General features: G+C 67.0%; 13 protein-coding genes. 6 read left to right on the top strand and 7 right to left on the bottom strand.

What is annotated here, in order from left to right:
• The first annotated feature begins 15 nt into the window (after positions 1-15).
• Positions 16-1,089: a glycosyltransferase gene (locus LQZ85_RS05615; protein WP_230100648.1), complete on the top strand. Its 1,074-nt coding sequence runs from the start codon at positions 16-18 to the stop codon at positions 1,087-1,089.
• A gap of 49 nt (positions 1,090-1,138) precedes the next feature.
• Here LQZ85_RS05615 and LQZ85_RS05610 read toward each other — a convergent pair whose 3' ends face one another.
• Together LQZ85_RS05610 and LQZ85_RS05605 are read right to left on the bottom strand one after the other, a co-directional pair.
• Complete coding sequence (locus tag LQZ85_RS05610; RefSeq protein ID WP_053095621.1) at positions 1,139-1,882, bottom strand: ABC transporter ATP-binding protein; 744 nt, start codon at positions 1,880-1,882, stop codon at positions 1,139-1,141.
• Entirely contained in the window at positions 1,866-2,699 is an 834-nt protein-coding gene (locus LQZ85_RS05605; protein ID WP_053099057.1) for an ABC transporter permease, read from the bottom strand. The genes LQZ85_RS05610 and LQZ85_RS05605 overlap by 17 nt, the downstream gene beginning before the upstream one ends.
• Positions 2,700-2,930: 231 nt before the next feature.
• Between LQZ85_RS05605 and LQZ85_RS05600 the strand changes: the two genes are divergently transcribed.
• Genes LQZ85_RS05600 through LQZ85_RS05585 form a run of 4 tightly spaced genes read left to right on the top strand, consistent with a single transcriptional unit; the run spans position 2,931 to position 8,336 of the window.
• A complete protein-coding gene (locus LQZ85_RS05600; RefSeq protein ID WP_230100647.1) occupies positions 2,931-4,616 on the top strand; it encodes a glycosyltransferase in 1,686 nt (561 codons plus the stop codon).
• Complete coding sequence (locus tag LQZ85_RS05595; RefSeq protein ID WP_056278153.1) at positions 4,610-5,512, top strand: glycosyltransferase family 2 protein; 903 nt, start codon at positions 4,610-4,612, stop codon at positions 5,510-5,512. Before LQZ85_RS05600 ends, LQZ85_RS05595 begins: the two co-directional genes overlap by 7 nt.
• Entirely contained in the window at positions 5,509-7,449 is a 1,941-nt protein-coding gene (locus tag LQZ85_RS05590) for a DUF6541 family protein (RefSeq protein ID WP_230100646.1), read from the top strand. Before LQZ85_RS05595 ends, LQZ85_RS05590 begins: the two co-directional genes overlap by 4 nt.
• Positions 7,446-8,336: a glycosyltransferase gene (locus LQZ85_RS05585; protein WP_230100645.1), complete on the top strand. Its 891-nt coding sequence runs from the start codon at positions 7,446-7,448 to the stop codon at positions 8,334-8,336. The genes LQZ85_RS05590 and LQZ85_RS05585 overlap by 4 nt, the downstream gene beginning before the upstream one ends.
• Before the next feature lie 31 nt (positions 8,337-8,367).
• Here LQZ85_RS05585 and LQZ85_RS05580 read toward each other — a convergent pair whose 3' ends face one another.
• Together LQZ85_RS05580 and LQZ85_RS05575 are read right to left on the bottom strand one after the other, a co-directional pair.
• Positions 8,368-9,141 (bottom strand): glycosyltransferase, encoded by a 774-nt coding sequence (locus LQZ85_RS05580; RefSeq protein WP_230100644.1) that lies wholly within the window; start codon positions 9,139-9,141, stop codon positions 8,368-8,370.
• On the bottom strand, positions 9,134-10,396 hold the full coding sequence (locus LQZ85_RS05575; protein WP_072591035.1) for a hypothetical protein: 1,263 nt from the start codon (positions 10,394-10,396) through the stop codon (positions 9,134-9,136). The genes LQZ85_RS05580 and LQZ85_RS05575 overlap by 8 nt, the downstream gene beginning before the upstream one ends.
• Before the next feature lie 110 nt (positions 10,397-10,506).
• Here LQZ85_RS05575 and LQZ85_RS05570 point away from each other — a divergent pair, with 110 nt between their 5' ends.
• Positions 10,507-11,508 (top strand): glycosyltransferase, encoded by a 1,002-nt coding sequence (locus LQZ85_RS05570; RefSeq protein WP_056278167.1) that lies wholly within the window; start codon positions 10,507-10,509, stop codon positions 11,506-11,508.
• Positions 11,509-11,535: 27 nt separating this feature from the next.
• Here the strand turns inward: LQZ85_RS05570 and LQZ85_RS05565 are convergent, their stop codons facing one another.
• From LQZ85_RS05565 to LQZ85_RS05555, 3 genes are read right to left on the bottom strand one after another with little or no spacing between them, the layout of a single operon-like run.
• On the bottom strand, positions 11,536-12,465 hold the full coding sequence (locus tag LQZ85_RS05565) for a glycosyltransferase (RefSeq protein ID WP_056278170.1): 930 nt from the start codon (positions 12,463-12,465) through the stop codon (positions 11,536-11,538).
• A complete protein-coding gene (locus LQZ85_RS05560) occupies positions 12,462-12,860 on the bottom strand; it encodes a DUF2304 domain-containing protein (protein WP_053095630.1) in 399 nt (132 codons plus the stop codon). Before LQZ85_RS05560 ends, LQZ85_RS05565 begins: the two co-directional genes overlap by 4 nt.
• Entirely contained in the window at positions 12,857-13,612 is a 756-nt protein-coding gene (locus LQZ85_RS05555; RefSeq protein ID WP_053095631.1) for a glycosyltransferase family 2 protein, read from the bottom strand. Before LQZ85_RS05555 ends, LQZ85_RS05560 begins: the two co-directional genes overlap by 4 nt.
• Positions 13,613-13,622: the final 10 nt, after the last annotated feature.

Raw genomic sequence — 13,622 nt, 5'->3', positions numbered from 1 at the left:
GATTACTGTTGTCGCATGGGTGCTCGGCTGCGTGTTGTTCTGGATCAGCTGACGCATGTCGTGCACGCGGACCACGCCTCAGCGGCGTCGGACCTCACCGCTGCGCTCATCTCGACCGCCCCCTCCGGGTGCGAGGTCGAGGCCATCGTCCCGTCGGGCGTCGACGTGCAGATCCCGGGTCTGGTCGACGTGCGCAGACTGTCACTCGCGCGGCGCGAGCTCGCGGCGTCCTGGCAGTTGGGCATCGTCCCCGGGGTGGGCGGGGGGCTCATCCACTCGCCGACCCTGATGGCTCCGCTGGTGCGTCACGACCGCCTGCACGACCTCGATCAGACGACAGTCACGCTGTGGGATCTGCAGGCGTGGGACGAGCCGGATTCGCTCACCAAGTCCGTGGTCGCCTGGCAGCGGGCGATGCTGAAGCGAGCCGTCAAGCACGCGGATGCCGTCGTGGTGCCCTCCCACTCGGTCGGTGAGCGACTGGCGGAGATCGCGAAGCTGAGCGGACGGATTCGCGTCATCCCTGGGGCCGCCCCAACTGCTCTGGTGATGCCCCTCGACGCGCGAGAACGACGAGCCGCTCTGTCCCTGACGGAAGGATATGTGCTGCTCACCGGATCGGCGCAGTCGCTCGAGCACGGCTTCCGGGCAGCTGTCGCATCCGGCAGGGATGCCGTCGTGCTCGACGCTCCGGAGGGGGCAGAACCGCGACTCGTCGAGGTCGCAGTGGCCGCAGGGCTGCCTGAAGCACGGGCCCACATCCGTGGCGCTCTGTCGACGGAGGATCGGGCGGCCGTCTTCGCCGGGGCGTCGGCGCTGGTCGCGACCAGCCCACGCGCTGCGTGGCCATGGCGTGCGGTCGAGGCCATGACCCTCGGTGTGCCGGTGGTCGCCGTGGACAGCGGAGTCCATCAGGATGTGATCGCTGACGGGGGCGCGATCGTGCCGTCGACCGAGATGGTCGAGGCCGTCGTCGATGCGGTCGGCGACGGCGCACGGCGTCTGAGCGTGCTCGGCGCGGATCGATCGAGGTCGTTCTCCTGGCTCGGCGCGGCCGAGCGTGTGTGGGGACTCCACGCGGATCTCTGAGACGCACATCACCGCTGTCGTCGAGCTCGCCGACAGCGTCAGCGGGCTCTCAGGAGCGCATGACCTCGACGGCTTCCGCGCTCGGTCCGTCGAAGCGCACTTTGCCCTTCTGGAGCAGGATGCCGCGGTCGCACAGGTTCGAGACCATGTTGAGGTCGTGGCTGACCACGACGAGCGTCTTCCCCTCAGCGTGCAGTTCGCGCACGCGAGCGAGGCACTTCTTCTGGAACGGCTCGTCGCCGACCGAGAGGATCTCGTCGATCAGCAGGACGTCCATCTCGGTGTGGATCGCCACGGAGAACGCGAGTCTGAGGAACATGCCGGACGAATAGTGCTTCACCTCGGTGTCGATGAACTGCTCGATCTCGCTGAACGCGACGATCTCGTCGTACCGAGCCTCGGTCTCCTTCTTGCTCATGCCGAGGATCGCGGCGTTGAGGAAGATGTTCTCGCGTCCGGACAGATCGGGGTGGAACCCCGCGCCGACCTCGATCAGGCCGGCGATGCGGCCGCGAGTGAGCACGGTGCCGGCATCGGGCTCGAGAACACCCGAGATCAGCTTGAGCATCGTCGACTTGCCCGATCCGTTGAAACCGAGGAGAGCGACGGATTCGCCCTGCTGGATGTCGAACGACACGCCGTCCAGGGCGTGGAAGTCGGTCGTCAGCGGCTTGCGACGGATCGCGGCGAGAGCCGTCTCCTTGATCGAATGCGTGTGCCGGAGCTTGAAGGTCTTGTGGACGTCGTCGATGATGATCCGCGGAAGTGGCTGCGCATCAGAGATCTTGGGCAAAGCGGCCCTCCAGTCGGCGGAAGACGAGCTGGCCGATGACCAGCGCGATGAGAGACGTCACGAGGGCGATGAGCCCGTACATCCACACGTCGGGGAGCGGGGACGCGTCAGGCCCGAGCGGGAACCAGACGCCGTAGTGGAAGAGCTCCACGGCGGCGGTGATGGGGTTCAGTCGATAGAGGACGAAGAGCCAGTCGGGTACGACATTGGCGACCTGCGTCCACTCGTACATCACGGGGGAGGCCCAGATCGCGACCATCACGATGATCTCGACGAAGCTCTGCGCATCGCGGAACGTCACGTTGATCGACCCGAAGAAGAGCCCGAGGCCACTGGCGAGCACGGCGATGATGACGAGTGCGAGAAGGATGGCGCCGAGCGAGGCGAAGGTGGGCGCCCACCCGAAGAACAGCGAGATGGCGATCACGACGATGATCTGCGGCACCGTGTTCACGGCGGCGATCATCATGCTGGCGATCGGGAACATCTCGCGAGGCAGGTAGATCTTCTTGATGAGCGCCGCGTTGTCCACCAGGGACCGGGTGCCGTTGGAGAAGGCCTCGTTGAAGAAGGTCACCACGGTGATGCCCGAGAGCAGATAGATCGGGAAGTAGTCGACGCGGTCGTTCAGGCCGAGGAAGACGCCGATCGCGACGAAGAACACCACGAACTGCACGAGTGGCTTCACGTACGACCACAGCCAGCCGAAGATGGAACCCCGATACCGGATCTGGACTTCCTTGCGCACGATGAGCGAGAGGAGATGCCGTTGCCGGAAGACCTCGAGGAGCCCTCGATTCGCGCCAGGAGTCGTCATTCTCTGGTCGTCGGCTGTGCGAGCCTGTTGCACCGCGATTCCACCTTCCGAGGCGCCGACGGTCTCGGGCGCACCGAGAGCAATCATACGATCCTCCGCGCGGTGTCCCTGGCAGATCGATGGGGATGCGTCCGAACGCGCGGCACAGGCGCAACCCAGGGTCAGGGGCTGGGCCGCTGGTAGGATCGCGGAGGTCTCGTGCGTCCGTCGATCCGAAAGCAAACTGTATCCGTGACACCTCTTCAAGCTCTCGATCAGCCTGCACTCTTCCGCTTCGAGGACCCGCAGACGGGCGCCGATCTGTCGGAGCGCGAACGCCGCCTTCTCGTCGGCGCGTTGAACTTCCACGCGCTCATGGCACCTCAGCGAAAGCTGCGGATCCATCTCTACGACGGTTCGGTGGAGACGACGCCTCGACTGACCGACGACAGCACGTTCGACGGACTCTCGAGGAACAACCGACACCGCATCGGGAGCTTCGACATCGTCAGCTCCGTCTCCGTCGAAGAGCGTGAGCCCGAGCGTGCGGAAGTGGCCTCGGCCCGTCTCGTGGCGTCGCCCGCCAGGCATCTGCACGTGTCATCCGACGATGTGCTCGACTCGGACCCTTACCGCCCGCAGCGTCCCGGCCTGGTCGGCCGGATCGCACGGAGCGTCAAGTCGCGCGCGCCGCTGCTCTACGACGACGCCCGGGACCTCTCGCTGCTCAGATTCCGCCGCAAGCTCACGACGGCCATCGAGCCTCGCGATTACGAGGCGGAGTTCCGTCCGGGGGGCGCACACGAGGACGACGTGATCGTGCCGGCCGGCCCGGTTCTCGACGGGGCGCCGAAGGCCGTGATCATCGGACTCCACTGGTTCGAGCTCGGTGGCGCCGAACTCTGGGCGTTCGAGACGGTGCGTCTGGTGCGCGAGGCCGGCTTCCTTCCCATCGTGCTGACCAATCGGGACTCTCACCAGCCATGGGTCACACGGCCCGAGCTCGACGGAGCGCTGCTGATCCCGTTCTCCGAGCCCACCGTCACCTCGCAGACCGCCGGCGTCGAACCGCTGCTCCGCTCGCTGCTGCGCACCTTCGACGTGCGCGGTGTCGTCATCCACCACAACCAGTGGCTGTACGACCGGGTCGCCTGGATCGCCGCCTCGCGTCCCGGCATCCCCATCATCGACAGCACTCACATCGTCGAGTACACCGGCGGCGGGTATCCGCTGAGCAGTGCGATCGCGTCCCGATCGATCACGACGCATCACGTCATCTCGCCGAGCCTCGCCCGCTGGATGACCGATGTGCAGCGCATCCCTGCTGACCGTGTGGTCATGGCACCGCTCGGCGGACTCACCGTGAAGCCGAAGGATGCCGTGTTCCGTCCGCGGACCGCGGGTGAGCAGTTCACCGTCGCGTTCATCGGCCGGATGGCCCGGCAGAAGGCGCCCGAGGTGTACATCACCATGGCGAGGCGGTTGAAGCGCCAGGGATACTCGCTGCGTTTCATCCTTCACGGCGGCGGCGAGCTGTCGAGCTGGGTCGATGACATCATCCGTGCCGAGGGGCTGGGGGAGGACATCGTCCGACGCAGCTCGGACACCCCTGTCTCCGAGACGCTCGATGAAGCGCATGTGCTCGTCGTCGCGTCGCACAATGAGGGACTCACGCTCACGACGCTCGAGGCGATCGCACACGGTGTGCCCGTGATCTCGACGGATGTCGGGGCACAGAGCGACATCATCCCCGAATCCGCTCTGGTTCCGCGTCACGCACGTGTCGCCGCCCGTCGACTCGCCGAGGCGGTGGCTCCGCTCGTCGATGACGAGGAGTCGAGGGAAGCGCTGTGGCGGAAGGAGCGCAAGGCGGAGAAGAAGTTGCTGTCCCAGCAGTCCGCGAGTTCATGGTTCAAGGAAGAGGTGGGCTCATGGTGAGTGTCGCTGGAGTGGTCGTCACGTTCAATCGGCTCGAGAAGCTGAAGACGGTGATCGCATCGATCGAGGCGCAGACGCACGCCGTCGAGACGCTGTTCGTCATCGACAACGCCTCGACCGACGGCACGGCGGAGTACCTGGCATCCCTCGAGACGTCCGTCCCCCTCGAAGTCGTGACCATGTCGACCAACTCCGGGGGAGCGGGTGGCTTCTCCGAGGGGATGCTGCGCGGATACGCCTCCGGCGCGGACCACGTGTGGATCATGGACGATGACTGCTATCCGAAGCCGGAAGCGCTCGAGAGCCTCATCGCCGGATTCGACGGGGCCGTCCAGGAACTCGGCGGCGACGTCCCCTTCGCATGTTCCGTCGTCGAGTTCACCGACGGCAGCATCTGCGAGATGAACAACCCCGTGACGACGTGGGACTGGGGTCGTCTGCTCGTCAAGGGCCAGAACAATGTCATGGTCACAGCGTGCTCGTTCGTCTCCGTGCTCATTCCACGCTGGGCGATCGCGGAGTACGGGCTTCCCTACTCCGAGTACTTCATCTGGTTCGACGACCGCGAGTACACCCTTCGCCTCACCGCTCGCTGTCCCGGCGTGCAGGTGCTCGACAGCGTCGTGGTCCACGACATGGGCGACAACCGCGGAGTGAACTTCGCGATGGTCGACCGCAAGAGCCTCTGGAAGTTCTCGTACGGCGTGCGCAACGAGGCCTCCTGGCAGCTGCACCATCGCGGATTCCTGTACTTCATCGAGTTCGGCGCACGGCTCTTCGTGAGCCTGCACCGCGGTCGCGTCCCGCTGGATCTGCGCGCGAAGCTGCTCGGCAAGTGGCTGAAGGGCATCACCTTCAATCCGAAGGTCCGCTACCCGGAGGCTGAGGCGGCGTGAGCTGGGTCTCGATCCTGCCCGCACTGATCGTCACCGGAGCTCTTCTCTTCCTCCCGGGACTCCTGCTCGGCTTCCTCCTCCGCCTGCGCGGAATGAGACTCCTCGCGCTGGCACCGGCGCTGAGCGTCTCCCTCGTCGCGGTCGCCGCCATCGCAGCGCCTTTCGTGGGAATCCGATGGAGCATCCTGCCCGTCCTCGTACTCACCGCGGTGGCGTCGCTCGCCGCCTTCTTCTGGTCGAAGCACGTCGGAGTCCCGGCGCGACCACGCACGCACGTGAGCGCGAGGCAGCTGGTCGCGATCATCGTCTCCATCGCAGTGCCCGCTGCGCTGATCGCGTTCGTGCTCGTGCGGAGCATGCACGACCCAGAGTTCTTCTCACAGCGTTACGACAACTTCTTCCATCTGAACGCTGTGCAGTACGTCCTGGACACCGGGAACGCATCGCCGCTGTGGCTGGGAAGCATGACGTCGCCGGCCGGCGTCCCCTTCTACCCGTCCGGATGGCACGCGCTCGTCTCCATCGTCGTCGCCCTGAGCGGGGCATCCGTGCCCCTCGCCACCAATGCGATGATCATCGTCGTCGCGGCGGTCGTCTGGCCGATCGGCGCGGTGTTCCTCGTGCGCGAGCTTCTGGGACGAAACCAGATCATGACGGTGATCGCGGGCGCTCTGGCTGCCGCCTTCCCGGCGTTCCCCTTCCTGCTCCTGCACTACGGGGTGCTCTATCCGCTGTTCCTCGGCCTGGCCGTGGCTCCGGCCGCGATCGTCGTCGCCTGGTGGCTTCTCAGGCCCGGGCGAGTGTCACGTCGCCAGGACTGGGCCCTGCTGTTGGTGCTCGTCGTGCCGGGCCTGGGTGTCGCGCACCCCGGGGCTCTCATGGCGGTCGTCGCCCTCACGGTGCCCTTCGTCCTCGCCAGGCTTCTGCATCAGATGAGGGCTCCCGGACGCCCGCGGGTGATCGCGATCGGCCTGCTCGTCGCCTACGCCGCCGTCGGCGTGGTCCTCCTGCAGGTCGTGCGTCCCCCCGGAAGCCAGATCTACTGGCCCATCATCAACACCGTGCCCGACTCCATCGGTGAGGTCGTCGCGGCGAGCGTGTACGGCTACCCGAGTTCGCTCGGGATCACCGCTCTGATGATCATCGGCGCGTACAGCGTGATCCGCCGAGGCACCTATGCGCGGTGGTCGGTCCTGGCGATGGCGGTCATCTCCGCCGTGCTCTACATCATCGTGTCGGCGTCACCGTATGAGACGCTCCGGTTCTGGTTCACGGCCCCGTGGTACAACAACCCGCCTCGTATCGCCGCGTTCTGGGCGATCGGAGTCCTCCCGCTCGCTGCGCTCGGCGGCATCGTGCTGGTCACGTGGCTTCTGCGCCAGCGGCTGCTCGCGCCGGTGCGGCGCTTCTCCGAGCGTCTGCCGATCGTCCTGATCGCCGTCGTCGTGATCGCACTCGTCGGAGTCACCCAGAACGCCGCGATCCGGCAGGCCGCAGCAGATATCGAGTTCACCTACGAGCTGCGACCGGGTGGGCCGATCCTGTCTCCGGACGAGCTCGATCTCATGGAGGATCTCGACGAGCTCGTTCCTGAGGATGCCGTCATCGCGGGAGACCCGTGGACCGGAGCGTCCTTCGCCTATGGCGTGAGCGGACGACGCGTCCTCATGCCGCATCTCCTGATGGATCTCACCGACGACGCCGAGGCGATCAACACGAAGCTGAACACAAACGGCGACTCTCCGCAGGTGTGCGACGCCCTCGAGGACACCGGTGTCGCGTACGTCCTCGACTTCAGCGCCGACGGCGACTTCCAGGAGAACGACGGCGACTATTCGGGACTCGACGACCTCGAGAGCTCGCCTTACGTCGAGCTCGTCGAGCAGCGCGGAGATGCGAAGCTCTACAAGATCGTCTCGTGCGGACTCGGGTCATGACGTACGAGATCTTCGTGCCTTTCTGGGGAGACCCCGAACAGCTCTACGAGACCGTCGAATCGGTGCGCGCCCAGACGGATCCGGACTGGCGGCTGACCGTCATCGACGACTGCTATCCCGATGAGTCCGTCGCGGCGCACTTCGACGAGGAGTCGGACGAGCGGATCATCTACACCCGGAACGAGCACAACGTCGGGATCACCGAGAACTTCCGGGAGTCGGTTCGCCGCGCGTCCGGGGACTTCGTCACGATCCTCGGCTGCGACGACCTCCTGCACCCGAACTACGTGGCGGTCGTCCGAGCCGCGGCGCGTGCCGTGCCCGGCGCGGATGTGATCCAGCCGGGAGTCCAGGTCATCGATGAGCGCGGCGCGGTCGTGCTGCCCCTCGTCGATCGGATCAAGCAGCGCCTCCTCGCCCCGAAGGGCCAGGGCATCACCGTGTTCAACGGCCCTGACATGGCCACGACGCTGATCCGGGGCAACTGGCTGTATTGGCCCTCGCTCTCGCTGCGGGTCGAGACGCTGCGCAGGATCGACTTCACGGATGACCTCGCCGTCATCCAGGATCTCGCTCTCCTGATGGACATCGCGTTCGACGGGGGCACGCTGGCGTATACGCCGCCGCTCGCGTTCTCCTATCGGCGTCATCTGGCGAGCGCGTCTCAGAAGACGCTGCTCGACGGCAGCCGTTTCCTCGACGAGCGTCGGTACTACCGCATCGCGCGTCAATCGGCCGCTGCGCGGGGATGGAGCCGCACAGCGCGGACCGCGAGAGTACGTCTCATGTCCCGTCTGCACGGGATCGCCGCGTTGCCCCTCGTCCTGAGGCATGGCACGGCGCGGGGTGTGCGGTCGGCCCTGGCGCACGTCGCGGATCCCCGCTGAGGGTCGGCACGGGAAGCGGCTCAGCCGCTGTCTACGGGGCTGAGCGGCCTCGGCTGAGTCGCCGTGCCGCGGCGACGCGACGTGATGCCTCGCGCCAGGCACGGAGAAGCATCCACCGCGACTGCAGAGCCTTGCGGAGACCCCGTGGCCTCGGTGCCGACGCATTGGCATCGTGCAGCCGACGTCGCAGAACCGGGCTCTGCACGTGCGCGAGCATACGGGCCGTGTTGCCGACCGTCGCGATCCACAGGTCGTGGGACTCGACCAGGAACCCCGGGAAAGGCAGGATCAGCTCCGAGGCCTCACGTCGGATCGCCATCGCGCAGCCGTAGTAGGGGGCATCGCCGGCCAGCAGACGCAGCTCGTTCGCCAGGGATCCGCCCGAGGGCAGCGGAGCGAGGCGCCAGGGTCGTCCGGTGAGCGGCGAGCTCAGTGGCGAGTCGTCAGGGAGCAGCACCAGGTCGCCGGCGGCGATCGAGCGGTCGCGGAGTGCCTCGACCAACAGGTCGCGACGCCCGGGGACCCACTCATCGTCCTGGTCGGAGAGGAAGATGACGTCACGGTCCGCCAGCGACAGCGCACGCTCGAACGTCTTGACGTAACCGAGGTTCTTCGGGTTTCTGTACACGGTCACGCGCGCATCGCGGTATGTCTCGAGAAGGGCGACGGTGCCGTCGGTACTCGCGTCGTCGACGATGACGACCTGATCGTCCGGCCGCAGTCCCGCGAGGATCGAGTCGAGTTGCTCGCGCAGATACCCTGTGCCGTTGTACGTCGCCATGCATACGCACACGGTCTCAGTCATGTGCGACTCCTCCCTCAGACGGTGCCACGAGAGCGAAAGCCGCCCGCCTCTCCCGCAGCAGATGATGTGTTCCGGCCGATCCGACGACGGCGAGGATCACGAGCTCCGAGGCGGCGAGGCCGGCGATGATCCCGCTGAGACCCCACTGGGACGCCCAGATCATGAGCGGCACTCCGACGACAGCGGCGCCGAGGGTGCCGTAGAGCACGTAGCGGTTGAGGCCGGCCGGCACCAGGACGTTGCGGATGAAGGGGGTCGTCAGGCTCGTCAGCGCGAAGGTGGCGCCGAAGCCCAGGAACACGGCGATCTCGGGCGTCGCTGCCCGGCCGAACAGGAGCGTGGACAGCACAGGGCCGAGCAGAGCCAGCGCCGTACCGCCGAAGAGAGCGAGGGCTGTGTGGAGGCCGAATGCCACGAGATGGCGGCGCGCCCGGCCATGCGCATAAGACACTTCGAGCACCCACTTCTGCAGAGTGTTCGACAGCACCGTGACGGCGAAGAGGGCGATGCGGAAGAACTTGTCGGCGGAGGTCGCCTGACCACTGGCCGTCGCGCCGAGGAGGCCCTGGGCGAGCGGGATGGGCGCAGAGGTGTAGGTTCCGCCGATCGTCTCGGCCGCGGCGACCGAGACGTTCGCGCGATATGCGCGCAGGATGCGCCGCCCGGCGAACGGAGGCACGGGTCGTCGGTAGAGGCGGAGGTTCAGAAGCAGCGGGCCGGTGAGGAAGCCGATCAGAGTGAGGACCGGATACCACAGCAGCTGCTCGGTGAGCAGGAGGAGCGGGATCGCGAGAGCGACGCTGAGGCTCACCGGCACGGTCTCGAACAGCAGGACGACCCGCGCATCCCCGACGCCGACTGCGTACCAGACGACGGTCATGGCCGCGGCAGTGGTCGCCAGCGTGACGAGGGCGGCGACAAGGCGGAACTCGGGGGGAACCAGGGCCGAGCTGAGGGCGGCACCGACGAGTCCCGCCGCGACGACGAGCAGTCCGCGGCACCAGAACGAATCACCGAAGAGCTGACGTCGGGCGTCGTCGTCGGCACTGAGCGCGATGCGCGCTCCGCCCGAGATGTTCCAGCCGAATCCCGCGACTATCGCGCAGACGGTTCCCACGGCCTGAGCCGTGCCCACGGAGCCCCACGCCGCCAGACCGAAGACGTTCGGGATGATCGGCAACAGGAACAGCGGCGCGATGAATGAGATCAGAGGAACGGCGCTGAAGCCCGCGAAGCGTGACAGCAGAACCTTCATCGATGGGACTCCTCGGACCATTGCGGCCCGACACCATTCCGGATGGCGCGGACGTGAACGCGTGCGACCCTAGACTACTTGAGTCGGCGTGAACGAGAGGTCAGGGTCCCATGGTTGGTGTCATCGTGCTCGCCGCCTACCGACCTTCCCGGGAACTCTTCACCCGCCAGCTCGCCTCGATTCGCGATCAGACGGTCACCGACTGGGAGTGCATCATCTCCGTCGACGGAGAACTGGAGACCGTCGAGGAGGTCGTCGCCGAGGTCGCGGCCGGGGACGAGCGCTTCCGCATCGTCGCGGACGGCAGACGCCTGGGTTTCTACCTGAACTTCGAGAGGGGTCTCGCAGCGGTGCCCGCCGAGACCGAGTGGGTGGCGCTGAGCGACCAGGACGACTTCTGGTATCCCGACAAGCTCGAGAAGCTGCTCCCGTACCTCTCGGATTCGGCGATCGTCTCCGGGCAGGCGCGTCTGGTGTCCCATCCCGGTGACGAGGTGCTCGGATTCACCGACCGCCGGCAGCTCGACCCGGCATCGACGATGATCGTGAATCAGTTCACCGGTTCGTTGTGCCTCTTCCGCCGAGACCTGCTGACGACGGCGCTGCCGTTTCCCCGCCTCTCCTCACACACGGTCGCGCACGATCACTGGCTCGCTGTCGTCGGGATGGCGCAGGGAGGCGGTCGCATCGTGGATGAGGTCGTGCAGGACTACGTGCAGCACTCCGCGAACGTGTTCGGTGACCCGAGCAGGCTGAGGCTCGGCCCGATCGCGACCCTGCGGAGAGCCTGGGGCAACGCCGTCACGTTCGCCGTGCGGTACGAGGGGGCGGCGTCACCGTCCGCGATGACGCGGATGCTGTTCTGGATCTATGTGGGGTGGCGCCAGCTCATGGCGCAGACGCTCCTGGAGCGTGATCCCCGCGCGGCACGCGCGATCGAGTTGGATCGGCTCTTCGGCTCGGGTCGGCGACTGCCGGTGACCCTGGGGATGTTGCGGAGGGTTCGCCGCGCGCGGGCCGTCCCGACGCCTTTCGTCATCGCCTATGTCGCGAGCTGGGCAGCGGGGTGGCTGATCCGGGGCCGGCGGCGCACCCCGACGGTGGCACGCTGAGCGGTCCGTTCGCAGATCTCGCGCCGGTCACACAGGGCGCGCGCGCCAGGTGACTCGAGCGGCGTCAGCGGCGAGTTCCGGGCTCATCCTGCCCAGGCGCTCAGCGCGTCCGTCACGGAACCCCGCGATGAGCAGCTTGCGCATGGTGGATCGGGGCCTGGACAGCATCCACGCGATGAGGAAGTACGCGTAGTCGGCTCGCGCGTCGCGACGCAGGCGCGCCCGGTGACGCGGATGCCGCCGTCCCACGACGATCCGATTCCTCGCCCTGTAGTAGTACCGGAACGGCGTGCTCAGCGTGAGGGTGGGAAGCACCGCTCCGAGCGGGCCGGGTACCCGGTAGCGTGCACCCAGGCGGTGGGGCAGGCGGAGGCCGGGGGCGACGATGCACGGAAGGTCGGCATCCAGGCAGCGGATCTCGAAGTCCGTATCCACGAGGTCGATGAAGAGGGCTTCGTCCATCAGCCCGACCCGTTCGAGCACCTCTGACGGAAGATACATGCCCGACTGGATCGCGTGGGCGGCGTGGACCACTCCCTGCGGCGTCGATGACCCGGCCTGGGAGACGTCTGCGAAGAACTCCGGAACCACGGGGCCCGCGGGAACGCCGTGCGCGCGCGCATGCTCGTGCGCGGCGCCCAGAGCGGCGACGAAGCCGGGGGCGATGGTCGAGTCCTGGTCGAATGTCACGACCGCGCTCGCGCCGTGTTCGATGGCGCAGCGGATGCCGTGATTCAGTGCCGCACCGATGCCGCGGTTGCTCTCCAACGTGATCACCTGCGCACCCGTCGATGCGATGTCCGCGCGGATCACGTCGAACTCTGCACCGCTGCCGTCATCGACAACGATGATGCCGGTGACTTGCGGAGCGAGATCTCCCAGAAGCGGAGGCACCTGTGCCGGGCGATGCACGGTGACGACGCCCCAGACATCGGCGCTCGGGGCTCCGGACGTCATGCCGGGGGAGCGCTGTCGGCGTCGCGGCCGCGGTGCTGAGCCTCCAGAGCGGCGATGCGGCGATCCAACCGGTCGATCTCCGCGCGCGACAGCGCCGCTTCCTCCGCGACGCGGCGGATCTCGTCCTCTGCCTGGGAGAGCTCCCAGGAGAGGTGCAGCGCGACTCCCAGGAGCAGGGTGATCGCGAGAGCGAACAGCAGGTTCGCCGGCACTTGCACACCGAGCAGCGATGTCGCCCAGAGCAGGAGCTGGGGGAAGATCCCGAGCAGCAGGACGCTCAGCGCGATGACGATCCACATCACCGCGTACTTCTCGCGAAGACGTCGCGTCAGCAGCATCCAGAAGACCAGGGCGAGGATGACGAGAGCGAGAGCGATCCCGACGATGACGATCATCGTGCGACCTCCGGTTCGCCCACGGATGTGGACCGACTCGTCGAACCGGGTCGTCGCAGCATCGCCAGGCCGAGGGTGAACACCGAACGCAGCAGGTAGATCGATGCTCCGATCGGGCCCTGACTCGGGGTGCCGTGCACGCGCGGCCGCATGGCCACCGGCACCTGCGTCACCGTCAATCCGGCGTGGCACGCTGCGACGAGGGAGTCGATGGTGTCGCCGAGGTACTCGGCGGGGTAATAGCGGACGTACTGTTCGATGGCTCTGCTGTTGGCAGCGCGGAAGCCGCTCGTCACGTCTGTCAGACGGGTCTTCGCGACCCGGGACACGGTCTTGGCCAGGAACACCATCGCCCAGTGACGCGGGCCGCGAACCGAATAGTCGCCGACGTCCGCGAAACGTGCGCCGATCGAGATATCCGCCGTGTCGAGGCCGTCGAGGACTCGGGCGATGTCGACGGGGTTGTGCTGGCCGTCGGCGTCGACCTGGATGGCCCGGGTGTAGCCGTGGCGCTTCGCGTAGGTGAAGCCGGTGCGCATCGCTCCGCCGACGCCGAGGTTGAAGGGGAGGGAGATGACCGTGGCGCCGGCCTCTCGCGCGACCGCGCTCGTGTCATCGGTCGATCCGTCGTCGACGACGAGCAGATCGAAGTCGGCGCTCGCTGCCCGGATCTCGTGCACGGTGCGTCCGACGTTGCGGGCCTCGTTCCATGCGGGGACGATCACGAGGACACGGTCCGACGACAAGCTCATAGTTCACCGA

The sequence above is a fragment of the Microbacterium sp. Bi98 genome, assembly GCF_918698045.1.
In the GTDB taxonomy this organism is placed as follows: domain Bacteria; phylum Actinomycetota; class Actinomycetes; order Actinomycetales; family Microbacteriaceae; genus Microbacterium.
Note: the sequence above shows the minus strand (reverse complement) of the source record. Positions and strands in the feature narration are given on the sequence as shown.